This is a genomic window from Pseudomonas sp. V88_4 (assembly GCF_029967985.1).
GTDB classification, from domain to species: domain Bacteria; phylum Pseudomonadota; class Gammaproteobacteria; order Pseudomonadales; family Pseudomonadaceae; genus Aquipseudomonas; species Aquipseudomonas glycinae.
Genome location: NZ_JASCAF010000044.1, coordinates 294,053 through 318,359 on the forward strand (window position 1 = coordinate 294,053; position 24,307 = coordinate 318,359).

At 61.0% G+C, this 24,307-nt stretch carries 24 protein-coding genes and 1 pseudogene; 10 read left to right on the forward strand and 15 right to left on the reverse strand.

Annotation, left to right across the window (positions count from 1 at the left end; genetic code table 11):
• Window positions 1–5 precede the first annotated feature (5 nt).
• Window positions 6–959: a tonB-system energizer ExbB gene (gene exbB / locus QLG12_RS22525; RefSeq protein WP_282475257.1), complete on the reverse strand. Its 954-nt coding sequence runs from the start codon at window positions 957–959 to the stop codon at window positions 6–8.
• A 188-nt stretch (window positions 960–1,147) separates the two neighbouring features.
• Here exbB and QLG12_RS22530 point away from each other — a divergent pair, with 188 nt between their 5' ends.
• On the forward strand, window positions 1,148–2,005 hold the full coding sequence (locus QLG12_RS22530) for an SDR family oxidoreductase (protein ID WP_197868882.1): 858 nt from the start codon (window positions 1,148–1,150) through the stop codon (window positions 2,003–2,005).
• Between the two features lie 137 nt (window positions 2,006–2,142).
• Here the strand turns inward: QLG12_RS22530 and QLG12_RS22535 are convergent, their stop codons facing one another.
• The 6 genes from QLG12_RS22535 to QLG12_RS22560 all read right to left on the reverse strand — a co-directional run bounded on the left by QLG12_RS22535 (window position 2,143) and on the right by QLG12_RS22560 (window position 7,452).
• The gene (locus QLG12_RS22535; RefSeq protein WP_011336562.1) at window positions 2,143–2,883 is read right to left on the reverse strand and encodes a hypothetical protein; all 741 of its coding nucleotides are present in this window, start codon (window positions 2,881–2,883) and stop codon (window positions 2,143–2,145) included.
• 72 nt (window positions 2,884–2,955) lie between these two features.
• Entirely contained in the window at window positions 2,956–3,336 is a 381-nt protein-coding gene (locus QLG12_RS22540) for a RidA family protein (RefSeq protein ID WP_003229509.1), read from the reverse strand.
• A 24-nt stretch (window positions 3,337–3,360) separates the two neighbouring features.
• Window positions 3,361–5,466: a bifunctional GTP diphosphokinase/guanosine-3',5'-bis pyrophosphate 3'-pyrophosphohydrolase gene (gene spoT, locus QLG12_RS22545; protein ID WP_007954439.1), complete on the reverse strand. Its 2,106-nt coding sequence runs from the start codon at window positions 5,464–5,466 to the stop codon at window positions 3,361–3,363.
• Window positions 5,467–5,523: 57 nt separating this feature from the next.
• Entirely contained in the window at window positions 5,524–5,787 is a 264-nt protein-coding gene (gene rpoZ / locus QLG12_RS22550) for a DNA-directed RNA polymerase subunit omega (RefSeq protein ID WP_085731376.1), read from the reverse strand.
• A 168-nt stretch (window positions 5,788–5,955) separates the two neighbouring features.
• Window positions 5,956–6,576 (reverse strand): guanylate kinase, encoded by a 621-nt coding sequence (gene gmk, locus QLG12_RS22555; RefSeq protein ID WP_011336561.1) that lies wholly within the window; start codon window positions 6,574–6,576, stop codon window positions 5,956–5,958.
• Between the two features lie 12 nt (window positions 6,577–6,588).
• A complete protein-coding gene (locus tag QLG12_RS22560) occupies window positions 6,589–7,452 on the reverse strand; it encodes a YicC/YloC family endoribonuclease (RefSeq protein WP_236192300.1) in 864 nt (287 codons plus the stop codon).
• A 267-nt stretch (window positions 7,453–7,719) separates the two neighbouring features.
• Here QLG12_RS22560 and rph point away from each other — a divergent pair, with 267 nt between their 5' ends.
• Together rph and QLG12_RS22570 are read left to right on the forward strand one after the other, a co-directional pair.
• Window positions 7,720–8,442, forward strand: a complete 723-nt coding sequence (gene rph / locus QLG12_RS22565; RefSeq protein WP_003229494.1) for a ribonuclease PH — start codon at window positions 7,720–7,722, stop codon at window positions 8,440–8,442.
• A 29-nt stretch (window positions 8,443–8,471) separates the two neighbouring features.
• Window positions 8,472–8,840 carry a DUF4870 domain-containing protein gene (locus QLG12_RS22570; protein ID WP_007954441.1) on the forward strand — a complete coding sequence of 123 codons (369 nt, stop codon included), beginning with the start codon at window positions 8,472–8,474 and terminating at the stop codon, window positions 8,838–8,840.
• Window positions 8,841–8,903: 63 nt separating this feature from the next.
• Here the strand turns inward: QLG12_RS22570 and QLG12_RS22575 are convergent, their stop codons facing one another.
• On the reverse strand, window positions 8,904–9,683 hold the full coding sequence (locus QLG12_RS22575; protein WP_007920349.1) for an exodeoxyribonuclease III: 780 nt from the start codon (window positions 9,681–9,683) through the stop codon (window positions 8,904–8,906).
• Window positions 9,684–9,765: 82 nt separating this feature from the next.
• On the opposite strand from QLG12_RS22575, the gene pyrE reads away from it, so the two are divergent.
• Entirely contained in the window at window positions 9,766–10,410 is a 645-nt protein-coding gene (gene pyrE / locus QLG12_RS22580) for an orotate phosphoribosyltransferase (protein WP_011336558.1), read from the forward strand.
• 71 nt (window positions 10,411–10,481) lie between these two features.
• Here pyrE and argB read toward each other — a convergent pair whose 3' ends face one another.
• The 4 genes and pseudogenes from argB to coaBC all read right to left on the reverse strand — a co-directional run bounded on the left by argB (window position 10,482) and on the right by coaBC (window position 14,719).
• On the reverse strand, window positions 10,482–11,387 hold the full coding sequence (gene argB, locus QLG12_RS22585) for an acetylglutamate kinase (RefSeq protein ID WP_007954443.1): 906 nt from the start codon (window positions 11,385–11,387) through the stop codon (window positions 10,482–10,484).
• 24 nt (window positions 11,388–11,411) lie between these two features.
• Window positions 11,412–12,788, reverse strand: a pseudogene (locus tag QLG12_RS22590) (phosphomannomutase/phosphoglucomutase); the annotation flags it as partial.
• 261 nt (window positions 12,789–13,049) lie between these two features.
• Window positions 13,050–13,505, reverse strand: a complete 456-nt coding sequence (gene dut, locus QLG12_RS22595) for a dUTP diphosphatase (protein WP_011336556.1) — start codon at window positions 13,503–13,505, stop codon at window positions 13,050–13,052.
• A 5-nt stretch (window positions 13,506–13,510) separates the two neighbouring features.
• Window positions 13,511–14,719, reverse strand: coding sequence for a bifunctional phosphopantothenoylcysteine decarboxylase/phosphopantothenate--cysteine ligase CoaBC (gene coaBC, locus QLG12_RS22600; RefSeq protein WP_197868878.1), 1,209 nt, complete (start codon window positions 14,717–14,719; stop codon window positions 13,511–13,513).
• 135 nt (window positions 14,720–14,854) lie between these two features.
• On the opposite strand from coaBC, the gene radC reads away from it, so the two are divergent.
• Entirely contained in the window at window positions 14,855–15,529 is a 675-nt protein-coding gene (gene radC / locus QLG12_RS22605) for a DNA repair protein RadC (protein WP_197868877.1), read from the forward strand.
• A gap of 36 nt (window positions 15,530–15,565) precedes the next feature.
• Here the strand turns inward: radC and QLG12_RS22610 are convergent, their stop codons facing one another.
• Window positions 15,566–17,152, reverse strand: coding sequence for an ABC transporter substrate-binding protein (locus tag QLG12_RS22610; protein ID WP_236192297.1), 1,587 nt, complete (start codon window positions 17,150–17,152; stop codon window positions 15,566–15,568).
• 445 nt (window positions 17,153–17,597) lie between these two features.
• Here QLG12_RS22610 and rpmB point away from each other — a divergent pair, with 445 nt between their 5' ends.
• Window positions 17,598–17,831: a 50S ribosomal protein L28 gene (rpmB, locus tag QLG12_RS22615; protein ID WP_003177273.1), complete on the forward strand. Its 234-nt coding sequence runs from the start codon at window positions 17,598–17,600 to the stop codon at window positions 17,829–17,831.
• An 11-nt stretch (window positions 17,832–17,842) separates the two neighbouring features.
• Window positions 17,843–17,998 carry a 50S ribosomal protein L33 gene (rpmG, locus tag QLG12_RS22620; protein WP_003177274.1) on the forward strand — a complete coding sequence of 52 codons (156 nt, stop codon included), beginning with the start codon at window positions 17,843–17,845 and terminating at the stop codon, window positions 17,996–17,998.
• Window positions 17,999–18,204: 206 nt separating this feature from the next.
• Here the strand turns inward: rpmG and QLG12_RS22625 are convergent, their stop codons facing one another.
• Window positions 18,205–18,567, reverse strand: coding sequence for a cupin domain-containing protein (locus QLG12_RS22625; RefSeq protein WP_007954453.1), 363 nt, complete (start codon window positions 18,565–18,567; stop codon window positions 18,205–18,207).
• A 234-nt stretch (window positions 18,568–18,801) separates the two neighbouring features.
• Here QLG12_RS22625 and QLG12_RS22630 point away from each other — a divergent pair, with 234 nt between their 5' ends.
• A complete protein-coding gene (locus tag QLG12_RS22630; protein WP_282475258.1) occupies window positions 18,802–20,295 on the forward strand; it encodes an aldehyde dehydrogenase in 1,494 nt (497 codons plus the stop codon).
• A 184-nt stretch (window positions 20,296–20,479) separates the two neighbouring features.
• On the forward strand, window positions 20,480–21,625 hold the full coding sequence (locus QLG12_RS22635; protein ID WP_064379350.1) for an MFS transporter: 1,146 nt from the start codon (window positions 20,480–20,482) through the stop codon (window positions 21,623–21,625).
• Between the two features lie 21 nt (window positions 21,626–21,646).
• Here the strand turns inward: QLG12_RS22635 and QLG12_RS22640 are convergent, their stop codons facing one another.
• Entirely contained in the window at window positions 21,647–23,215 is a 1,569-nt protein-coding gene (locus QLG12_RS22640; RefSeq protein ID WP_197868874.1) for a phospholipase D family protein, read from the reverse strand.
• 361 nt (window positions 23,216–23,576) lie between these two features.
• On the opposite strand from QLG12_RS22640, the gene QLG12_RS22645 reads away from it, so the two are divergent.
• A complete protein-coding gene (locus tag QLG12_RS22645; protein ID WP_282475259.1) occupies window positions 23,577–24,227 on the forward strand; it encodes a DUF1120 domain-containing protein in 651 nt (216 codons plus the stop codon).
• Window positions 24,228–24,307: the final 80 nt, after the last annotated feature.

Genomic DNA, 24,307 nt, shown 5'->3' on the forward strand with positions numbered 1-24,307 from the left:
GCCGATTACCCCACTTTCACCATGTGCGGATGCGAGCTATTGCGCTCAGGCTGGTGGTCGAGGTCGCGGCTGACCAGCAGCAGCACCTGAGCCGACGCATCGGACACCTGAGCCTTGTAACCGGCGATGGAGCGGGCGAAGACGTTGTAGATGACCACGGCAGGAATCGCGGCCACCAGGCCCAGTGCGGTAGCCAGCAGCGCTTCAGCGATACCCGGTGCTACGACGGCAAGGTTGGTGGTCTGGGTTTTGGCGATGCCGATGAAGCTGTTCATGATGCCCCACACGGTACCGAACAGACCGACGAACGGCGCGGTGGAACCGATGGTGGCGAGGACGCCGGTGCCGCTGCTCATGTTGCGGCCACAGGCTGCCACCAGACGCTCGAGGCGGAAGCTGACGCGTTCCTTGATGCCCTCTTTCTCGCGGGCGTTGGCCGACAGGCGCATTTCTTCGAGGGCGTCGTGTACCAGCAGGTTGGCCAGGGTGCCTTCTTTCGCGGCGGTGGCGCTGGCTTCCTTGAGGGAGGCGGCTTTTTTCAGGTTGGCGATCTCACCGCGCAGGCGGCGTTTGGCGCCCATCAGTTCGAAACCCTTGGCGATCCAGATGGTCCAGGTGATGATCGAGGCGATGGCCAGGCCGATCATCACGGCTTTAACGATCACGTCGGCGTTCTGGTACATACCCCATGGCGACAGATCGTGGGCCATGCCCAGAGTGTTGTCGGCTTCGAGGGCTTCCGGTGCGTCGGTGGCGCTGGCGTCTACGGCCTGCACCGGGTCGGTCGCGGCAGGTGCGGCGGCCGGAGCGCTCTGCTCGGTGGCGGCTGGTGCAGTCGGGGCTTGTGCGTCAGCGAAAGCGGCGACCGGCGCCAGCATCAGGCTGAGCAGCAGGGCAGCCACGGCGCTCCAGGCGCGAGGTCGGTTGGTTGGCGAAGCGGAGTTTTGAATGCGTGTCATGCTGGCCGGACCTGAGATAGAAAAACGGTGATGCTCTTCCAGGCCTCGTGAGGCCGAGAACAAAAGTGGCATGCATTATTGCAAGTAATTCTTGTTAACAAAAGTAATAGAGTTGCTTTTTTTCCTTCATTGCTAGCCGCTCGTCCCTTGCCGAGGCTAGTCTGTCGCTTTCCGATGGGAGATTTTTGATGTCCGCGCCTTCTGTTTTGATCGCCGGTTGCGGTGATGTCGGCAGCCGTCTGGCCACGCAATTGCTGGCTGCCGGCTTCCAGGTCTATGGCCTGCGCCGTGATATTTCACGTTTGCCGGACGGCGTTATCGGTGTCGCTGGTGACTTGTTCAACGAGGATTGCCCGGCGACCTGGCCGGTGGGTGCCATCGATTACCTGGTGTATAGCGCGGCGGCGACCGATCACGATGAGGCCGGTTATCGCGCAGCTTATGTGCAGGGTTTGCAGCATGTGCTGGGTTGGCTGAACGATTACGGGCAGGAGCCGGAGCGGCTGCTGTTCGTTTCCAGCAGCAGCGTTTATGGGCAGCAGAACGGCGAATGGGTCGATGAAAAATCCGAAACCGTCGCCGCTGGTTATTCCGGGCGGGTGATGCTGGAAGCCGAGCAGGTTGCGCTCAACTCTGGCATTCCCGCGAGCATCGTGCGCCTGACCGGCATTTACGGCCCCGGCCGTGAATGGCTGCTGACCCAGGTGCGTCGTGGTTATCGCGTGGCGGTCGATCCGCCGCTGTATGGCAATCGCATCCATGCCGATGACGCGGCGGGGTTGATGGCGTTCTTGCTGGACACGGATCGCAAGGGTGTGGAACTGGATAGCGTTTACATCGGCGTGGACGATGCGCCGGCGCCGCTGGCCGAGGTGGTGGCGTGGCTGCGTGAGTATCTGGGTGTCACCGAATGGTCGGAAGACGAGAGCGTACGTCGCACCGGCAGCAAGCGTTGCAGCAATGCCCGGGCGAAAGCGCTGGGATGGGTGCCGAAGTATCCGAGTTATCGCGAGGGGTATGCCGCGATTCTTGAGGGCAAGTGCTGATTTTCAAGCGCAACAAATAATCGTGGGAGCGAGCTTGCTTGCGATGGCGGCATAACAGTCAGCATGAATGTTGAATGCTATGGCCTCATCGCGGGCAAGCCCGCTCCCACAGGGTTATATGCTGTTCTCAGGTGCAGTTACTGCTTTTCGAGCAACCACTTGCGCTCACCCGGGGTGAACTGCGGTTGTTCGTCCGCCAGCGCCGTGTTCACGGCCTGCAGGATTTCCAGCTCTTTGCCCTTGCGCACAAAGATCCAGTTGTTGCCCTGACCGTTCTGCTGCAACCACATGCTGTCGTTGCCGCTGCTCATCGACGCGCAATCGCCGGCGAGACACAGGGCATAGCGATCGGCGCCCGGCAGGCCGGAGACTTGCCCGTCCGCCTGGAATTGCACGGTGGCGCCTTCGCCCTGGCCGCTGGTGATCGTCCAGTTGCCGCCCAGATAAGCGGAATACAGCGCGCGTTCGAAGCTGGCGCCGATCGGTGCGCCTTCCGGAACCGGAATCTGTGCGCGGTCGAAGACCTGTTCCGGTTCGTTTTCATTGGCGACTTGTTGCAGTTGGCCGCCGTCACGTTTCAGCTCGCTGGCGGAGCTGCCATAGAAGTCGACTTTCCAGGCGCCGGACTGTTCGCCGAGCAAGCGACCTTCGACGTTTTCGAAACCGTTGGTGTAGCGGGCCTGACCGGCCTTGGTGTTGACGTCCCACTCCAGGTTCGGGCCGTAAGCCTGAAGCGCTTCGCGCAGGGGGCCGCCCTTGGCAGCGGCATCGATGGCGACCTGATTGATCCAGGTGCCGCTGATGTCACGGTCGGCAGGGTTGCTGGCGCAACCGCCGAGGAAAATGGCGAGCAGCGAGAGAGCAAGCGCTTTGCGCATGGTGGAATCCTTTCAAAACCTTTTCTTTACCGCAGAGCAGTCGGCGCGGCGTCTGAGGCCGCGCCGTGCGCATTACTCGATGACCAGAATGGCATCCATTTCAACCTGCGAACCCTTTGGCAGGGCTGCCACGCCGATGGCGGCGCGCGCCGGGTACGGCTGGTCGAAGTACTTGCCCATGATCTCGTTGACCTTGGCGAAGTGGCTCAGGTCGGTGAGGAAGATGTTCAGCTTGACGATGTCCTTGAACGAACCACCGGCGGCTTCGGCCACGGCTTTCAGGTTCTCGAACACCTGGACGGTCTGGGCTTCGAAGCCTTCGACCAGTTCCATGGTTTTTGGATCGAGGGGAATCTGACCCGACATGTAAACGGTGTTACCGGCCTTGATCGCCTGGGAGTAAGTACCAATGGCTGCCGGGGCCTTGTCGCTGGTGATAACGGTCTTGGTCATGTATGACTCCTTGTAATGTTTGAGTTATGCACGCATGCGGGTGATGCGGATCACCCCGGTCAGGGCGCGCAGTTTCTTGATCACGCGGGCCAGGTGCACACGGTCGTGGACGCTGACCACCAGTTGGACGACGCTGATGCGGCCATCGCGTTCGTCCATGCTGATTTTCTCGATATTGCCGTCGGCTGCGTTGACGCTGCTGGCCAGCAGGGCGATCAGGCCGCGCTGGTGTTCCAGCTCGACGCGCAGTTCGACGTTGAATTCGCCGGTGACATCCTTGGCCCACGAGAGCTGGATGCACTTTTCCGGGTTGTGGCGGATTTCGCTGATGTTGCGGCAGTTGTCCAGGTGCACCACCATGCCTTTGCCTGCCGACAGGTGACCGACAATCGGGTCGCCCGGGATCGGTGTGCAACATTTGGCGTAGCTGAGGACCAAACCTTCGGTGCCGCGAATCGCCAGCGGGCCTTCCGGGCTTGGCAGTTGCTCGCCTTCGCCGAGCAGGCGGCGCGCCACGACGTAGGCCATGCGATTGCCGAGGCCGATGTCTTCCAGCAAGTCTTCGATCAGTTCGAGGCGGTACTCGGTGAGCATCGCCTTCACGCGTTCGGCCGGAATCTGTTCCAGCGCGCTGTCGAAGCCATTGAGCACCTTGTTCAGCAGGCGTTCGCCGAGGCTGATGGATTCGGAGCGGCGTTGCAGTTTCAGCGCGTGGCGGATGTGAGTGCGCGCCTTGCCGGTGACCACGAAGTTGAGCCACGCCGGGTTCGGCCGTGCGCCGGGAGCGCTGACGATCTCGACCGTGGAGCCGCTTTGCAGCGGTTCGGACAGCGGCGCGAGACGACGGTTGATCCGACAGGCGATGCAGCTATTGCCGACGTCGGTGTGTACCGCGTAGGCAAAGTCGACCGCCGTGGAGCCTTTGGGCAGCTCCATGATCCGGCCCTTGGGCGTGAACACGTAGACCTCGTCCGGGAACAGGTCGATCTTCACGCTCTCGATGAATTCCAGCGAGTTGCCGGCACGTTGCTGCATTTCCAGCACGCCCTTGACCCACTGACGGGCCCGGGCATGAGTGCCTTTCGGCTGCTCGTCGCCGCTGGATTTGTACAGCCAATGAGCGGCGATGCCGTTATTGGCCATCTCTTCCATTTCACGGGTGCGGATCTGGATTTCGATCGGTACACCGTGCATGCCGAACAGCGTGGTGTGCAGCGACTGATAGCCGTTGGCCTTGGGGATCGCGATGTAATCCTTGAAGCGCCCCGGCAACGGTTTGTACAAATTATGAACAGCACCCAGCACGCGGTAGCAGGTATCGACCTTGTCGACGATGATCCGGAACGCGTAGACGTCCATGATCTCGTTGAAGGCCCGACGCTTGCCGCGCATTTTCTTGTAGATGCCGTAGAGGTGTTTCTGGCGACCGCTGACTTCGCCCTGGATGCCGTCGATGGCAAGGCAGTGGCCGAGGGATTCTTCGATCTTGTTGACGATTTCCTTGCGGTTGCCCCGGGCGCGCTTGACGGCCTGGTAGATCCGCGCGGAACGCATCGGGTGCATCGCCTTGAAGCCGAGGTCTTCGAATTCGATACGGATCGCGTGCATGCCCAACCGGTTGGCGATGGGTGCGTAGATCTCGAGGGTTTCCTTGGCGATGCGCCGGCGTTTCTCGCCGGACAGCACTTCCAGCGTGCGCATGTTGTGCAGGCGGTCGGCAAGCTTGACCAGGATCACGCGAATATCGCGTGCCATGGCCATGGCCATCTTCTGGAAGTTTTCAGCCTGGGCTTCGGCCTTGGTCTCGAAGTTCATCTGGGTCAGTTTGCTGACCCCGTCGACCAGTTCGGCCACGGTTTCACCGAACTGCGCTTGCAGCGCTTCTTTGGCGATACCGGTGTCTTCGATCACGTCATGCAGCATCGCGGCCATCAAGCTCTGATGGTCCATGTGCATGTCGGCAAGAATATTTGCCACGGCAAGAGGATGCGTGACATACGCCTCGCCACTGCGGCGGCGTTGGCCGTCGTGGGCTTGTTCGGCGTAGAAATACGCTCGGCGGACCAGGTTGACCTGGTCATTGCCGAGGTAGGTCGATAAGCGATCGGCGAGGGCGTCTATGCTCGGCATGATGTCTCCTGCCGTAGGCTGTGATCCCGCGCCGTGCTACGTCGACCAGGCATAGGCTTAGACGGCCTCGTTGGACTCGTCCTCGAACGCAGCGAAGACAGGGTCTTCGTGGACGATATCCTGCTCGGCGATGAACTCGTAGCTCATCAGGCCTTCAGCGATTTCACGCAGCGCAACAACGGTCGGTTTGTCGTTTTCCCACTGAACCAGGGGCTCTTTGCCGCCGGTGGCCAGTTGACGGGCACGCTTGGTAGAGAGCATGACCAGTTCAAAGCGGTTTTCCACGTGTTCTAGGCAGTCTTCAACGGTTACGCGGGCCATGGTATTCCTCGGAGCGAATGCAATATGCGCGCTGCCCGGTTGGGCGAGCGGACTCAACAGTTTAAAAAATCACCAGCGATTAGGGAAGCGCTGATTTTTTGACCAGACTCTTCAACGCGCTGCAAGCACCAATGTAAAGCCCTTGCAGCGGTTTTGGGAAGTGCTGTTTCAGCCCAGCAATTCAGCCAGCAATTTGCCGAAACGCACTTGCTGACGTTTCTGTTGCAGCTGATTGGCGCGGAAAATCGCCTTCAGATCGTCCAGCGCATGGGCGAAATCGTCGTTGATGATCAGGTAGTCGTACTCGACGTAGTGGCTCATTTCGCTAACCGCTTCACGCATCCGGCCGTCGATGATTTCGTCGCTGTCCTGGCCACGGTTGGTCAGGCGCTGGTGCAGGGCCTGCAGTGATGGCGGCAGGATAAAGATCGAACGGGCCTGCGGCATCAGCTTGCGCACTTGCTCGGCGCCTTGCCAGTCGATTTCCAGAATCAGGTCGTGGCCTTCGTCCAGGGTCTGTTGCAGGCGGCTTTGCGAGGTGCCGTAGAAGTTGCCGAAGACTTCGGCGCGTTCAAGGAAGTCGCCGTGCTCACCCATCTTCACGAACTCTTCGCGGGTCACGAAGTGATAGTTCACGCCGTCCACTTCACCCGGGCGCATGGCACGGGTGGTGTGGGAAATCGAGACGCGAATGTCCGGATTGGTGTCGGTCAGGGCCTTGACCAGACTGCTCTTGCCCGCGCCCGAAGGGGCGGAAATGATGTACAGGGTGCCGGTGCTGTGGGTCATGTCGGGGTAGCCTTACTCAATATTCTGCACTTGTTCGCGCATCTGCTCGATCAACACCTTGAGGTTGACCGCTGCCTGTGTGCTGCGCGGGTCGAAGGCCTTGGAGCCCAGTGTGTTGGCTTCGCGGTTGAGCTCCTGCATCAGGAAGTCCAGACGCCGACCGGCGGCCCCGCCGGATTTCAGCACCCGGCGAACTTCAATGATGTGGGTGCTCAGGCGATCCAGTTCTTCGGCCACGTCGCTCTTCTGCGCGAGGATGACCATTTCCTGTTCCAGGCGCTGAGGGTCCAGTTCGGCCTTCATGTCGGCAAAGCGGTCGAGGACTTTCTGACGCTGGGTGGCGAGCATCTGCGGAACCAGTTCGCGCAGGGTCACCACATCTTCCTCGATGGCGGTCAGGCGATCGTTGATCAGGCGGGCCAGCTCCGCGCCTTCGCGCTCGCGGCCGGCCTTGAGGTCTTTCAGAGCCTGATTGAACAAGGCCAGCGCCTCGGCGTTCAGCGCCTGCGGGTCGGTGGCGTCGGCGACCAGTACGCCTGGCCAGGCCAACACTTCCAACGGGTTCAGCGCCGCCGGATTCTTGATCAGGCCGGCAACCGTTTCGGCCGCGGCGACCAGTTGCGCGGCGCGCTCGCGATCCACCTGCAACGGCTTGCCGGTGCTTTCCTCGGTGAAGCGCAGGGTGCATTCCAGTTTGCCGCGCGACAGGCCCTGGCGCAGGGCTTCGCGGACGGCGCCTTCGAGGTCGCGGAACGACTCGGGCAGGCGCAGGTGGGGTTCCAGGTAGCGGCTGTTGACCGAGCGCAGTTCCCAGCTCAGGGTGCCCTGAACGCCGGCTTTTTCGACGCGGGCGAAGGCGGTCATGCTGTGCACCATGGGGTGACCTCGCGATACAGATCGGCGCGAATTGAAGCTCCGCAGCTCGATATCAATGAATGTAAGCCGACTGGCAGCAAAGGCGCAGGATTGTAGCGCAGTGCGGCAGATGCGCCCAAACACACGGTGTGACAAAGGGCTGCAGGCCGTCGGCAAAGCGCGTTTCAGGGCCTTCGGTCGTCGGCCGGATTTTTTAACGAGTGCCCAGGCGCGGTGCACGGCTCTATAATGCTCCGCAGTTTTCCGTCCCCAGTACAGGTATCTCCTATGAAACGTCCAAGTGGTCGCGCTGCCGATCAGCTCCGCTCGATCCGCATTACCCGCAACTACACCAAACACGCCGAGGGATCGGTACTGGTCGAATTCGGTGATACCAAAGTCATCTGCACCGTCAGTGTCGAGAACGGCGTGCCGCGTTTCCTCAAAGGCCAGGGCCAGGGTTGGCTGACCGCCGAATACGGCATGTTGCCGCGCGCCACCGGCGAGCGTAACCAGCGTGAAGCGAGCCGCGGCAAGCAGGGCGGCCGTACCCTGGAAATCCAGCGCCTGATCGGTCGTTCCCTGCGCGCCGCGCTGGACATGTCCAAGCTGGGCGACGTCACCCTTTACGTCGACTGCGACGTGATCCAGGCTGACGGCGGTACCCGCACCGCGTCGATCACCGGCGCCATGGTTGCGCTGGTCGATGCACTGAAAGTGATCAAGAAGCGCGGCGGCCTGAAAGGCGGCGACCCGCTCAAGCAAATGATCGGTGCTGTTTCCGTGGGCATGTACCAGGGCGAGCCGGTGCTGGATCTGGACTATCTTGAAGACTCCGCCGCCGAGACCGACCTCAACGTGGTAATGACCAGCACCGGTGGTTTCATCGAAGTGCAGGGCACTGCCGAAGGCGCGCCGTTCCAGCCTGAAGAGCTGAACGCGATGCTGGAACTGGCGAAGAAAGGCATGAACGAAATCTTCGAACTGCAAAAGGCTGCACTGGCCGACTGAGCAGGTTCGTAACCCTCAAGGAGGACGCGATGAGTGATGAGCAAGAGTTGCTGCCCAAGCCGAGCCAGGAGGTTCGCCAATGGGCCATGTTTTGTCACTTGTCCGCCTTGCTGGGGATCTGGATTCCGTTTGGCACGCTGATCGGGCCGCTGGTTCTGTGGCAGATGAAGCGCGAGACCGATCCGTTCATCGACGCCCAGGGCAAGGAAGCGCTGAATTTTCAGATCACTGTGGCGATCGCTTCGATGATCTGCTTCGTGCTGATGCTGTTGCTCATCGGGTTCGTGCTGTTTGGCCTGCTGGCCATTGCTGCGCTGGTGTTGACGATCATCGGCGGGGTGAAAGCCAACGAAGGTTTCCCGTACCGTTATCCGTTCACCTGGCGGTTGATCAAATAACGAACGATCGCCCACAAAAAAACCGACAGTGATGTCGGTTTTTTTGTGTCTGCGAAAGGCCGCTTAGATGGTCAGCGTCCAGTCGTAGTCGACGATCAGCGGCGCATGCTGCGAGAACCGTGGCTGACGCGGCAGGCGTGCGCTGCGCACGAAGCGCCGCAGCCCTGGAGTCAGGATCTGGTAGTCGAAGCGCCAGCCCAGATTCAACATCTCGGCCTGTTCGTTGTCCGGCCACCAGCTGTACTGGTCGCCTTCGCGGCTGACTTCGCGCAGGGCATCTACGTAGCCCATGTTGCCGACAATCTCGTCCATCCAGGCGCGTTCCGGCGCCAGGAAGCCTGGGGATTGCTGGCTGTCGCGCCAGTTCTTGATGTCGAGCTTCTGCTGCGCGACGTACAGCGAGCCACAATAAATGTACTCGCGACGTTTGCGCCGCTGTTTGTCCAGGTACTTGCCGAAATCGTCCATGAGCTTGAACTTCTGGTTCAAGTCCTCATCGCCGTTCATCCCCGAAGGAAGCAGCAAGGTGGCAATACTGACTTTGTCGAAATCTGCTTGCAGGTAGCGCCCGTAGCGGTCGGCCGTCTCGAAACCGAGACCGCTGATGACAGCCTTCGGTTGCAACCGCGAATACAAAGCCACGCCGCCTTGGGCAGGGACTTCAGCATCGCAGGCATAAAGGAAGTAGCCGTCCAGTTGGAAGGCTGGGTCATCCAGTTCAAAGGCGGAGGCACGGGTGTCCTGCAGGCAGATGACGTCGGCATTCTGTGCCTGCAGCCAACTGAGCAAACCGCGCTCGACTGCAGCCTGAATACCATTGACGTTCACACTGATGATCCGCATAAATGGCCCCAAAAATCGCGTGCGTGTATGATACACGGCGTCAAGCTAATTAGCTAAATCCGTGGTATTTGGGGTTTTTTTCATGCAAGCGTATCAGCGCGATTTCATTCGTTTTGCCATCGATCGCGGCGTTTTGCGCTTCGGTGAGTTCACCCTGAAGTCCGGGCGCACCAGTCCTTACTTCTTCAATGCCGGCCTGTTCAACTCGGGTTCCGCGCTGGCGCAGCTGGGTCGTTTCTACGCTGCGGCCATCGCCGAGAGCGGTATCCCGTTTGACGTGCTGTTCGGCCCGGCCTACAAAGGCATCCCGCTGGCGGCAACCACTGCCGTGGCACTGGCCGAACACCACAACCGTGACCTGCCATGGTGCTTCAACCGCAAGGAAGCCAAGGCCCACGGCGAGGGTGGCAGCCTGGTCGGCGCACCGCTGACCGGCGACGTGCTGATCATCGACGACGTGATCACCGCCGGCACCGCGATCCGTGAAGTGATGCAGATCATCGCTTCCCAGGACGGCGCCAAGGCTGCCGGTGTGTTGATCGCCCTGAACCGTCAGGAACGCGGCAACGGCGAGCTGTCGGCAATCCAGGAAGTCGAGCGTGATTTCGGCATCCCGGTCATCAGCATCGTATCGCTGAACCAGGTACTGGAATTCCTGGCAGACGACCCGCAACTCAAGCAGCACCTGCCAGCCGTTGAAGCCTATCGCGCCCAGTTCGGCGTCTGATCGCTTCTTCAAGGGCGAAAAAAGACCCCGCTCAGCCAGGCTGAGCGGGGTCTTTTTGTTTGCGCTATCGCTTACGGACGCTTGCGATTGCTGATCAGCGTACCCACGCCGGTATCGGTGAAGATTTCCAGCAGGATCGCGTTCGGTACGCGGCCGTCGATGATCAGCGAGCTGCCCACGCCGCCCTGAACCGCTTCCAGTGCACAGCGGATCTTCGGCAGCATACCGCCGTAGATGGTGCCGTCGGCGATCAGGTCGTCGACCTGCTGGGTGCTCAGGCCGGTCAGCACGGTGCCCGACTTGTCCATCAGGCCGGCGATGTTGGTCAGCAGCATCAGCTTCTCGGCCTTCAGCGCTTCGGCAACCTTGCCAGCCACCAGGTCGGCGTTGATGTTGTACGACTCGCCGTTCTCACCCACGCCGATCGGCGCGATCACCGGGATGAAGTTGCCTTTGACCAGCAGGTTCAGCAGTTCGGTGTTGATCCCGACCACTTCGCCCACATGACCGATGTCGATGATTTCCGGCTGGGTCATCTCCGGGGTCTGGCGGGTGACGGTGAGCTTCTTCGCACGAATCAGCCCGGCGTCTTTACCGGTCAGGCCAATGGCGCTGCCGCCGTGACGGTTGATCAGGTTGACGATGCTTTTGTTGACCTGGCCGCCGAGGACCATTTCCACCACGTCCATGGTCGCCGCGTCGGTGACGCGCATGCCGTCGACGAAATGGCTTTCAATCGACAGGCGCTTGAGCAGATCGCCGATCTGCGGGCCACCGCCGTGCACGACCACCGGGTTGATGCCCACGGCCTTCATCAGCACGATGTCGCGGGCGAAGCCGGTTTTCAGCTCCTCGCTTTCCATCGCGTTGCCGCCGTATTTGATCACCAGGGTCTTGCCGACGTATCGGCGGATGTAAGGCAGCGCTTCGGACAGGACCTTGGCAGTGTTGGCGGCGGCATCGCGTTCGAGGGTCATTCAGGGCTCCGGGTGAATCAGCAATCAGAACGGTAGTTGGAGATCAGGTGCAACGCGTTTCAGTTGGGCATGGAATACAGCCTTTATGCGCTGCAGTTCAGCCTCGTCATCGGCCTCGAAACGCAGCACCAGCACCGGTGTGGTGTTGGATGCGCGCACCAGGCCCCAGCCTTTGGCGTAGTCGACCCGCACGCCGTCAATGGTGGTCAGGTCGGCGCCTGGGCCCCACTGCGCATCGTGCAGTGCATCAATGATGCTGAATTTGCTCTCTTCGGTCACATGGATATTGATTTCCGGCGTGGAAATATCGTTCGGGAAGGTCGCGAACAGCTCTTCGGCCGAAGATTTTTCCTTGCTGAGGATTTCCAGCAGCCGTGCGGCGCTGTAAATGCCGTCGTCGAAACCGAACCAGCGCTCCTTGAAGAAAATGTGCCCGCTCATTTCGCCGGCCAACAGCGCGCCGGACTGTTTCATTTTCTTTTTGATCAACGAGTGACCGGTCTTCCACATTAGCGGCCGACCGCCATATTCCTTGATCAGCGGGATCAGGCGACGGGTGCATTTGACGTCGAAGATGATCTCCGCGTCCGGGTTGCGCGCCACCACGTCACGGGCGAACAGCATCAGCAGGCGGTCCGGAAACACGATGGTGCCGGTGTTGGTCACCACACCGACGCGGTCGCCGTCGCCGTCGAAGGCCAGGCCGATGTCGGCCTGGGTTTCCTTGACCTTGGCGATCAGGTCAACGAGGTTCTCAGGCTTGCCCGGGTCCGGGTGATGGTTCGGGAAGTTGCCGTCGACTTCGCAGTACAGCGGGATGACTTCGCAGTTCAGCGCTTCGATCAACTGCGGGGCGATCACGCCGGCCGCGCCGTTGCCACAGTCGACCACGACTTTCAGGCGCCGGGCCAGTTTGATGTCCTGGACGATTTCGGTGTTGTAGCGGTCAAGGATCTCGACCTGGGTCACGCTGCCGGTGCCGCTGCTCAGGTTGCCGGTCTTGAGGCGCTCGTGCAGGGCCTGGATCTGTTCGTTGGCGAGGGTGTCGCCGGCGATCACGATCTTGAAGCCGTTGTAGTTCGACGGGTTGTGGCTGCCGGTGAGCATCACACCGGATTTGCCGGCCAGCACGTTGGCGGCGTAGTACAGCGCAGGCGTCGGCACCAGGCCAACGTCGCTGACATGGCAGCCGCTTTCGGCGATACCGCGGATCAGTGCGGCAACCAGTTCCGGACCGGACAGACGGCCGTCACGACCGACGGACACGTTCGGTTCGCCCTGGGCCAGGCTTTGGGAGCCGATGGCGCGGCCGATCCAGTAGGCGGTTTCGGCATTGAGGAATTCCGGCACGGTGCCGCGAATGTCGTAGGCGCGGAAGATGCTGTCAGGAAGCTTCGGGGCGACTTGGGCGGGGGTGCTCATCTGCAAAAATGCTCCATCTCGAAAGTGGCTGGACACACCGACGATTATTCGACGGCAAGCTCAAACTGAAGGGTATGACGACGGTTTTCACAGAGAGTTCGTGGTGTGAAAGGGCCATGACGCCTTGTCCAGCGTGGTGTTGGCCTGCCAATGCGTTGATTTTCAGCGCTAAACCTTGCAGATGACATTTTGAAGTTTGTGGCGAGGAATACCTCCTCGCCACAACGGGTTTTCAGCCGATCACTTGGTGCCGGAATGGCCGAAACCACCCGTGCCGCGCTCGGTCTCGACGAACTCTTCAACCATTTCGAAGTGCGCCTGCACCACGGGTACCAGTACCAGTTGAGCCAGGCGCTCGCCGACCGGCATGGTGAATTCGGTCTGGCCACGGTTCCAGCAGGACACCATCAGCGGGCCCTGGTAGTCGGAGTCGATCAGGCCGACGAGGTTGCCCAGCACGATGCCGTGCTTATGGCCCATGCCCGAGCGCGGCAGGATCAGCGCGGCGAGGTTCGGATCGCCGATATAGACCGACAGACCGGTAGGAATCAGCACGGTTTCACCCGGTTTGATCACGATGTCCTCTTGCAGCATGGCGCGCAGGTCGAGGCCGGCGGAGCCCGGTGTGGCGTATTGCGGCAGCGGGAATTCGGTACCGATGCGTGGGTCGAGGATCTTGGCTTGCAAAGCGTGCATGTAAATTAAACCTGGTTCAGACGTTCGGCGATAAAAGTGACCAGTTGGCGAGCGATTTTGCCTTTGCTGGTCTGGGCGAAAACCGTGGCGTGCAGCCCACGGTCGATGACGCTGCAGGCGTTTTCTTCGCTGTTGAAACCGATGCTCGGGTTGGCGACGTCGTTGGCGACGATCAGATCGAGATTCTTGTCCTTCAGCTTGCGTGCAGCGTAGTCGAGCAGGTGTTCGGTCTCGGCGGCGAAGCCGACACTGAACGGACGGTCGGGACGGGTCGCGATGGTGGCCAGGATGTCCGGGTTGCGCACCATTTGCAGGACGAAGCCGTCGCCGCTCGTAGGGTCTTTCTTCAATTTTTGCGGGGCGACGACTTCCGGACGGTAGTCCGCGACCGCCGCCGAGGCGATGAAGATGTCGCAAGGGATCGCGGCTTCACACGCGGCGAGCATGTCGCGGGCGCTGACCACGTCGATGCGGGTGACGCGATCCGGCGTCGGCAGGTGTACTGGGCCGCTGATCAGGGTCACGCGGGCGCCGGCTTCCACTGCCGCTTCCGCCAGGGCGAAGCCCATTTTGCCGGAGCTGTGGTTGGTGATGTAGCGCACCGGGTCGATATTTTCCTGGGTCGGGCCGGCGGTGATCACCACGTGCTTGCCGGTCAGCGCCTGACGCTGGAAGCAGTCCGCCGCGAGCTGGGCCAGGTCGGTGGCTTCCATCATGCGGCCCATGCCGACGTCGCCGCAGGCCTGGCTGCCGGAAGCCGGGCCGAAGGTCTTCAGGCCACGGCTTTCAAGGAGTTGCAGGTTGGCCTGGGTCGCCGGGTCGCGCCACATGGCCTGGTTCATGGCCGGGGCGACCGCGACGATGGCGTCGGTGGCCAGCACCAGCGTGGTCAGCAGGTCGTTGGCGATGCCTTGGGCCAGGCGGGCGAGCAGGTCGGCGGTGGCCGGGGCGATCAGCACCAGATCGGCCCATTTGGCCAGTTCGATGTGGCCCATTGCGGCTTCAGCAGCCGGGTCGAGCAAGTCCAGGTGAACCGGGTGGCCGGACAGCGCCTGCATGGTCAGCGGGGTGATGAATTCGCTGCCGCCGCGGGTCATGACCACGCGCACTTCGGCGCCCTGATCGATCAGGCGGCGCACAAGGTCGGCGCTCTTGTAGGCAGCAATGCCGCCGCCGACGCCCAGAACGATGCGTTTCCGATACAGCCGCTGCATAGGTCTGCCTTTCAATTCGTTGGTGACATACGTGGCGAAACCCCCTCCCCAGGGTGAATTCGCCCGCAAAAAAGATGGGCTACGATATCACAGCGACCGCTACGGAACAGCGGCGCCCACAGACAAGGAATGTGTATGAGTATTCGCGATTGGCCGGCGGCGGAAAGGCCGCGGGAGAAGCTGTTGGAACAGGGCTCGGGAAGTCTTTCCGATGCCGAATTGCTGGCGATTTTTCTACGGACCGGCGTATCCGGTAAAAGCGCAGTGGATCTGGCGCGACACTTGTTGAATCAGTTCGGCAGCCTGCGTGCATTGCTGGAGGCTGACCTTGGGGCGTTCAGCGAGCAATTGGGCCTGGGGCCGGCGAAGTTTGCCCAACTGCAGGCTGTACTGGAGATGGGGCGGCGACATTTGGCCGAGCGCATGCGGCAGAAAACGGCGCTGGAGAATCCACAGGTAGTCCGCGATTACCTCAAGGCCATGTTGCGCCACGAGCCGCACGAAGTGTTTGGCTGCCTGTTTCTGGACTCCAAACATCAAGTGTTGACCTTTGAAACGCTGTTTCGCGGCTCGATCGACAACACCGCCGTGCATCCCCGCGAAGTGGTGAAGCGCTCGTTGGCCAATAACGCGGCGGCCGTGATCCTGTGCCACAACCATCCGTCGGGGAACAGCGATCCGAGTCAGGCTGATCGATTATTGACCAGGCGCTTGCAGAAGGCTTTGGAGCTGATCGATGTGCGGGTGCTCGACCACTTCATCGTTGGCGATGGGGAACCGTTATCGATGGCGGAGTGTGGCTGGATGTAGCTTGCAGCGACTGTAGTCGCTGCAAGCCGGGGCGGATTACTTGAGGGTGACCTTGGAGTAGTCCTGCCGCCCGAACGGGCTCACCGAGTAACCCTGCACGTCTTTACGCGTCAGCGCATATGCCGTCGGATGCGCCAGCGGCAGCCACAGCGCCTGCTGCTGGATCTGCGCCTGTGCCTGTTCGTACAGTTTGGTACGTACGCCTTGTTCGCTGGTGGTCTTGCCGGCGCTGATCAGTTTGTCCAGATCGGCGTTGCAATAGCGGGCGAAGTTGGTGCCGGACTTCACCGCCGCGCAGGAAAACTGCGGGGTCAGGAAGTTGTCCGGGTCGCCGTTGTCGCCAGCCCAACCCATGAACAGCAGGTCATGCTCGCCAGCCTTGGCGCGGCGAATCAGCTCGCCCCATTCGATCACACGGATTTCCGCCTGAATGCCGATTTCCGCCAGATCCGATTGCAGCAATTGCGCGCCGAGGCTTGGGTTCGGGTTGAGCAGGCTGCCGGACGGACGCGTCCAGATGGTGGTCTGGAAACCGTCCTTCAATCCGGCCTTGGCGAGTAGAGCCTTGGCCTTTTCCACATCGTGGACGTAGCCCGGCAGGTTTTTCGCGTAGCTCCAGGTGTTCGGCGGATACGGGCCATTGGCGGCTTCGGCGGTGTCTTCGAATACGGCTTTAAGGTAGTTGGCCTTGTCGAAGGCGAGGTTGATCGCCTGACGTACTTCCGGTTTGTCCAGCGGTGGATGCTGGCTGTTGATGCCGACGAAGGCGGTCATGAACGCGTCAGTCTTTTCGACTTTCAGCGTCGGCTCCTGCTTCGCGGCCTGTACGTCCAGTGGTTTTGGCGACAGGGCGATCTGGCACTCGTTGCGCCGCAGCTTTTGCAGACGCACGTTGGCGTCGGGGGTGATGGCGAAGATCAGCGGGTCCACCGCAGGCTTGCCGTGGAAGTAGTCCGGGTTGGCCTTGTAGCGGATCGAGGCGTCTTTCTGGAATCGGGTGAAGACGAACGGGCCGGTGCCGATCGGTTGGCTGTTGAGCTTGTCGGTCGCGCCAGCCTTCAGCAGCTTGTCGGCGTATTCAGCAGAATAAATGGAGGCGAAGCCCATGCTCAGGGTCGCGAGGAACGTCGAGTCCGGGTGGTCGAGAGTGAAACGTACGGTCAGCGGATCCAGTGCGTCGATCTTCTTGATCAGGCTCGGCAACTGCATCGACTGGGCGTGCGGGAAGCCGCTCTGGGCGACCTTGTGCCACGGGTTGGCCGGGTCGAGCATGCGGTCGAAGCTGAATTTGACGTCTTCGGCGGTCAGTTCGCGGGTCGGCTTGAAGTAGTCGGTGGTGTGGAACTTCACCTGCGGGTGCAGTTTGAAGACATAGCTCAGGCCATCGGTACTGACTTCCCAGCTGTCGGCCAGGCTCGGGACGACCTTGCCGCTGGCGGTGTCGAAATCCACCAGACGGTTCATCAGCATGTCCGCCGAGGCGTTGGTGGTGGTCAGCGAGTTGTACTGCACCACGTCGAAGCCCTCGGGGCTGGCCTCGGTGCAGACGCTCAGGGCGGCGGCCTGGGCCAGTGGACTCAGTAACAGCGGGGCGAAGAGCAGGGGGAGGGCAGCGAGGCGCATGGTCGGCTTCCTTTACAGATCGAAGGCCCATCTGCAAGTGCAGTCTGGAAAAGGCCTACCCTAGTGGTCGCGATTGCAAATGACTATCCCCTTTTTGCATTTCGGGGCTGCACGGTTGAGGATTTGTCCGAGGAGACGGCAGGAAAAGTCTCGGTAGCAGGTATGATCGGTTTTCCTCGACGAATGGTAAAAATTGCCGGCAGCCTTTGTCCAAGGCGCTTGCGACCGAAAAAAGCGGCTTTTTAGCCATTCTTTGCGCACGGAAAGTTGTTGCTCCGTGGTCTTTCTGGTATAAAGCAGCGCTCTTTTCTAGGGGCCCGGTTCCTTCGCTTGTAGGTGTAGCCGGTAAGACCTCTAAAGAATCGCGGCGCCTGGCGCCACAATGACTAGAGATTAAGCGGCCAACCCATGCCGGGTTGGGCATGTGGTTTTAGAGGGCTGAGGCATGTCTAGAGTATGTCAAGTTACCGGTAAGGGTCCGGTGACTGGGAACAACATTTCCCACGCAAACAACAAAACCCGTCGTCGTTTCCTGCCGAACCTGCAGCATCACCGCTTCTGGGTTGAAGAAGAGAAACGTTTCGTACGCCTGCGCGTTTCCGCCAAAGGCATGCGTATCATCGACAAGCGTGGCATCAGCGTTGTGCTGGCCGAGCTGCGTCGCGACGGCAAGGTTTAAGGGAGCTAATCATGCGTGAATTGATTCGTTTGATTTCGAGCGCCGGTACTGGTCACTTCTACACTACCGACAAGAACAAGCGTACTACCCCGGACAAAATCGAGATCAAGAAATATGATCCGGTTGTTCGCAAGCACGTGATCTACAAGGAAGGCAAAATCAAGTAATTGATTTTTCCCGACTTACGAAAAAGGCCCGTATCTCGCGATACGGGCCTTTTTTGTTGCCCAGGATTTTGTGGTGCCTGTGCGGGCCTCATCGCTGGCAAGCCAGCTCCCACAGGGGTAATTGGCGTTCACAAGATGTGTGCACACCGCCGAAATTGTGGGAGCTGGCTTGCCAGCGATTGGGGCCAGATCAGTCAACGAAAACCTCAAGCCTTCTGTTCGAAGATCACATAGACCTTGCGGCAGGCTTCCAGCACTTCCCAGGTGCCACGGAAACCGGCCGGGATTACGAAGCGATCACCGACGCGCAGGGTCTTGGCATTGCCTTCGCCGTCACGCAGCACCGAAACGCCTTGCAGGATCTCGCAGTATTCGTGTTCGGTGTAGTTCACCGTCCACTGCCCGACCGCACCTTCCCACACGCCGACACCCATTTGCCCGCAAGGGCTGTCGTACTGATTGAACACCGCTTGTTCGGGATCGCCCTTGAGCACTTTGGCCGGGTCCGGGCGATAGCGTTCGGCTTCGGTTGTGGTCAGGCTGATGTCGACGACGTTCTGGATGTTCATTGTTGTTTTCTCCCGTGATGACGGCGCGATGGCGTGAAAGGGCCAAAGTCTATGTTGATTAAATTGAACGCCGCAAGGCCGTATGGCGAGCTTGTGTCAAATATATTGAAACAACCCCGGCCGCTGGTTTAGGGTGGCGGATGCCTTGGGCCGAAAGCAGGCTGGCCGGGCAGTATTCCTGAGGACGACCGCGACGATCGCGGCGCTCGTATTGAACAAGAGGAGGACACTCGAATGACCACCCTGACTCGTGCCGACTGGGAACAACGCGCCCGCGACCTGAAGATTGAAGGCCGCGCCTACCTCAATGGCGAGTACACCGATGCCGTCTCCGGCGAGACCTTCGAGTGCATCAGCCCGGTCGATGGCCGTCTGCTGGGCAAGATTGCCAGCTGTGACGCCGCCGACGCCCAGCGCGCCGTGGAAAACGCCCGCGCCACCTTCAATTCCGGCGTCTGGTCACGCCTGGCACCGACCAAACGCAAAGCCACCATGATCCGTTTCGCCGGCCTGCTCAAGCAGCACGCCGAAGAACTGGCCCTGCTCGAAACCCTCGACATGGGCAAGCCGATCAGCGATTCGCTGTACATCGACGTGCCGGGCGCTGCGCAAGCCCTGAGCTGGAGCGGTGAAGCGATCGACAAGATCTACGACGAAGTCGCCGCTACTCCACACGATCAACTGGGTCTGGTAACCCGTGAGCCAGTGGGTGTGGTCGGGGCCATCGTGCCTTGGAACTTCCCGCTGATGATGGCTTGCTGGAAGCTCGGCCCGGCGTTGTCGACCGGTAACTCGGTGATCCTCAAGCCGTCGGAAAAATCCCCGCTGACCGCCATCCGCATCGCCGAGCTGGCAGTCGAGGCTGGCATTCCGAAAGGCGTGCTGAACGTGCTGCCGGGTTACGGCCACACCGTCGGCAAGGCGCTCGCTTTGCATAACGATGTCGATACCCTGGTGTTCACCGGTTCGACCAAGATCGCCAAGCAGCTGATGATTTATTCCGGTGAATCGAACATGAAACGTGTGTGGCTGGAAGCCGGCGGCAAGAGCCCGAACATCGTGTTTGCCGATGCGCCGGATTTGCAGGCCGCTGCCGAATCCGCCGCCAGCGCCATCGCCTTCAACCAGGGCGAAGTCTGCACCGCCGGTTCGCGCCTGCTGGTCGAACGTTCGATCAAGGACAAATTCCTGCCGATGGTGATCGAGGCGCTGAAAGCCTGGAAACCGGGCAATCCGCTGGATCCGTCCACCAATGTCGGTGCGCTGGTCGATACCCAGCAGATGAACACCGTCCTGTCCTACATCGAATCGGGCCACACCGACGGCGCCAAACTGGTGGCCGGCGGCAAGCGCATCCTTCAGGAAACCGGCGGCACTTACGTCGAGCCGACGATTTTCGACGGTGTGAGCAACGCGATGAAAATTGCTCAGGAAGAGATCTTCGGCCCGGTGCTGTCGGTCATCGCTTTCGATACCGCCGAGGAAGCGATCAACATCGCCAACGACACGCCTTACGGCCTGGCGGCAGCGGTGTGGACTCAGGACATTTCCAAGGCGCACCTGACCGCCAAGGCCCTGCGGGCCGGCAGCGTGTGGGTCAACCAGTACGATGGCGGTGACATGACTGCGCCGTTCGGCGGCTTCAAGCAGTCGGGCAACGGTCGTGACAAGTCGCTGCACGCGTTCGACAAATACACCGAGCTGAAGGCGACCTGGATCAAGCTGTAAACCGTTGAGGGAGCCTGCCGAGGCGGGCCCCCGAACGATACAAAGATCCCTGTGGGAGCGAGCTTGCTCGCGAAAGCGGTGTATCAGTCAGCACATTTGCTGAATGTGAAACCGTTATCGCGAGCAAGCTCGCTCCCACAGTCTTTTGTGGTGCACATAAAAATTATCCACAGGAGCGTGGAACATGCGTTGGGCGACGTATTTCGCCGTGTTGGCGTCTGTCTTGAGTGTCGGCCTGGCCCTTGGGGTCAGCATGCCACTGGTGTCGTTGCGCCTGGAGGGTTGGGGCTACGGCTCGTTCGCCATTGGCGTGATGGCGGCGATGCCGGCCATTGGCGTCTTGCTGGGGGCGAAGATCTCCAGTCATCTGGCCGCGCGTTTCGGTACGGCGAACCTGATGCGCCTGTGCCTGTGGGCCGGGGCGCTGTCCATCGGCCTGCTGGCGCTGCTGCCGAGTTACCCGATCTGGCTGGTATTGCGGCTGATGATCGGCGTGGTTCTGACCATCGTGTTCATCCTCGGCGAGAGCTGGATCAATCAACTGGTGGTCGAACACTGGCGCGGACGCCTGGTGGCACTGTATGGCAGCAGTTATGCGTTGAGCCAACTGTCTGGTCCATTACTGCTGGGTGCGCTTGGAACCGATCACGATTACGGCTTCTGGGTGGGTGTCGGTCTGCTGATCGCTTCGCCGTTTCTGCTGCTGGGCCGCAGTGGCGCGCCGAGCAGTGAGGCCAGCAGCGTGACCTTCGGCGATCTGTGGGGCTTCGCTCGCGAGCTGCCGGCCATCGCCTGGGCGGTGTCGCTGTTCGCGGCGTTCGAAGCGATGATCCTGACCCTGTTGCCGGTGTATTGCCTGCAACAGGGCTTCACCGCAGAGATTGCGCTGGCGATGGTCAGCACCGTGGTGGTGGGCGATGCGCTGCTGCAATTGCCCATCGGTGCGCTGGCCGATTATCTGTCACGGCGAACCCTGTTTACCGGTTGCGCCGTGGTATTGATGTTGTCGAGTCTGGCGATTCCGATGCTGCTCGACACTTTGCTGATCTGGCCGCTGTGGGTGCTGTTCGGCGCCAGTGCCGGTGGCCTGTTCACCCTGTCGCTGATTTTGATTGGCGAGCGCTACCGCGACGATGCGCTGGTGCGCGCCAACGCCCATGTCGCGCAGCTTTGGGGCGTCGGTTGCCTGATCGGGCCGTTGATGGCGGGGGCGGGCAGTCAGTGGATCAGCGGGCATGCGTTGCCGTGGCTGATGGCGGCCGGTGCATTCGGGCTGGTGATTCTGCTGTCCCGGCAAGGGGCATTCGGCAAAGTGCCGGAGCCCGCTTGATAAGCCGGCCGGAGCGGGCTGCTACAGCATCCGCTCCAGTCCCACGGTGGTGCTGAACCACGCATTGAACCGTCGCCACCAGTTGCCCGGCTCCTTGGTCAGGGTGTGCATCTGGCCGTTGTCCTCGGTGACCCACACCACTTTTCCATCCTGCAGTTTCGCCTCGTAACTCAGCGCCGGCGCCATGCCCTGCAAGGCTAGCTCACGTACGTGGGCAGCCAGTTCCGGGCTGTCGACCAGCACCCCGACTTCGGTGTTCCACAGCACCGAGCGCGGGTCGAAATTGAACGAGCCGATGAACGCTTTTTTCCCGTCGAAGATCATCGCCTTGCTGTGCAGGCTCGAATCCGAGCCGCGATAGGACTTGCTATAAAACAGGTGCGGGCCGCTGCCGTAATTATCCCCAGGCTGGCGCCGCAGTTCGTAGAGCTTCACGCCATGCTCCAGCAGCGCCTTGCGATACGGCGCATAACCGCCGTGCACCGCCGGCACGTCGGTGGCTTCCAGCGAGTTGGTCAGCAGGCTCACCGCTACGCCGGCATCAGCGCGGCCGGTCAGGTAGACCAGCCCCGGCTGTCCCGGCACGAAGTAGGCAGAAATCATCATCAGTTCTTTGTTGACGCCGGTGAGCTCCGGCGCCAGTTGGGTCGTCAGCAGCAGTTGCGGATCGGGTTCGCCCTTGGCCAGCACCTTGCTCGGCGCGTCCCACAGCGCCTGGTTCCAGGCCCAGATCAGCTCCTTGCGCCAGATGTCCATGCGCGGGTTGGTGCGGTAGGTCATCAACTGCTGATACAGCGCGTGATTCTGTTTGCGGGTTTCCTCCAGGGATTCCTCCAGGCGCGTGCGGGTGTTCTGCAGGTCTTTGGCCGTGGGTTTACTTGAGAGGAATTCGTCGATCGGCTTGCTCAGGGCGCTGTTCCAGTACTGGTCGAAACTGTGCCCGAGCTGCTCGGCGACCGGCCCGACACTGAGCATGTCGATATCGGTGAAGTTCAGGTTGGGCTCGGCATCGAAGTACTCATCGCCCAGATTGCGTCCGCCGACGATGGCCGCGCTGTTGTCCGCCAGCCACAACTTGTTGTGCATCCGCCGGTGTTGCAGCGACAGATTGAACAGCCGCCCGGCCGCCCGGGTCACGCCGGTGCTGCGCCCCAGGTGCAGCGGATTGAACAGACGGATCTGGATCTGCGGATGCGCCGCCAGGGTCGCAATGATCAGGTCGAGGCCGTCGCTGGTGGTGTCGTCCAACAGGATCCGCACCCGCACGCCACGATCGGCCGCCTTCAGCACTTCTTCCACCAGCATTCGCGTGCTGATGCCGTCATGGACGATGTAGTACTGCAAGTCGAGGCTGCGTTGAGCGTTGCGAATCAGCTCGGCGCGGGCGGTGAAGGCTTCGGTGCTGTTGGACAGCAGGCGAAAGCCGGACTGGCCCTTGTAGGGCGCCGCCTGGGCCTGGATCGAACGGCCGAACGCGGAGTCGGACGCCGGCAGTGCCTGGCTCGGGTCACGCGGAACATCAAGCGAAGCGCACCCGGTGAGCAGCAGGGCGGACAGCAGTGCAGGCGGCAGGAAGTGTCTGGAGCTCAAGTCGGGTCGTTCCGGGTGTGGGAAAGGTCAGGAGTATGGCACGGCGTACGCCGCCCGTTATCGGCCTAACCGTCAGGCCTTCCGATCTCTGAAACAGAGCGGCTGCCTGGTTCATGGCTGTGGGCTTTCAGGCGCACTGAAACTCGGGCCCTGTAGACATGGCGGTTCAAAGCATCCGGCCACGACAGCGTAGGACCCCGCCACCAGGCTCAAAGTGCCTATTAAACCAGTCGTGATTTCGCTGTTTAAGCGTTCCCGTTTCCTACAGATTTATCTCTCATAAGCCGCAATCATCAGCCCGCTTACTTACATACCAGGTTTGTAGGGATTGAACTGTCAATCAAATGGAAGATTACGGCTTATGAAAAAGACATACCGTCTTGCAGTACTGGCGGCGGCGCTGCTGCCAACAATGGCAATGGCAGAAAGCGTTGACCTGAATGTCATCGGCACCATTATTCCGACCTCCTGCATTCCGGCCTTTGCCGGTGGCGGCACGGTGGATCTGCGCAAGATTTCGGCGGCGGCGTTGAATACGACCACACAGACCCTGTTGGGCGGTCGCGATGTGTCCCTGCACATCAATTGCGACGCACCGGCCCCCGTGGAAGTGTCGGTGCGTGATAACCGGGCCGGCACCAAGTTGCCCGGCATCAGTGATGGTGCCGGTCAGAGTGATCCGGCACTGTTTTTCGGGCTGGGTGAAATCAACGGTACGCCTATTGGTGGTTTCGCCTTGCGCCATGGCATTCCGGAGACCGACGGCAATGCCCAGACGCTGCTGACCCGGACCCTGGCGGCCCCGGCATGGCGTGTGCCGACCAGCACGCTGGTCAGCAATGCGCCGCAGTTGTACTCGTGGGGCGCCAGCGCTGCGACCGGTCCGGTTGCGGCTCGTCATCACGGTTTCCCGATGCAGCTGCTGCCGATCATCGGCCCAAGCAACGCCCTGCCGATTGCCAACGAAATCCCGCTGGACGGCTCCGTGACGTTCGACATGTTCTACCTCTGATGACAGCGTCCCGGTGTCTCTCAGGCACCGGGACCGGCTGGCACACGCGAGCGCGGTCCGGTATTTGCCGGGCCGCATCC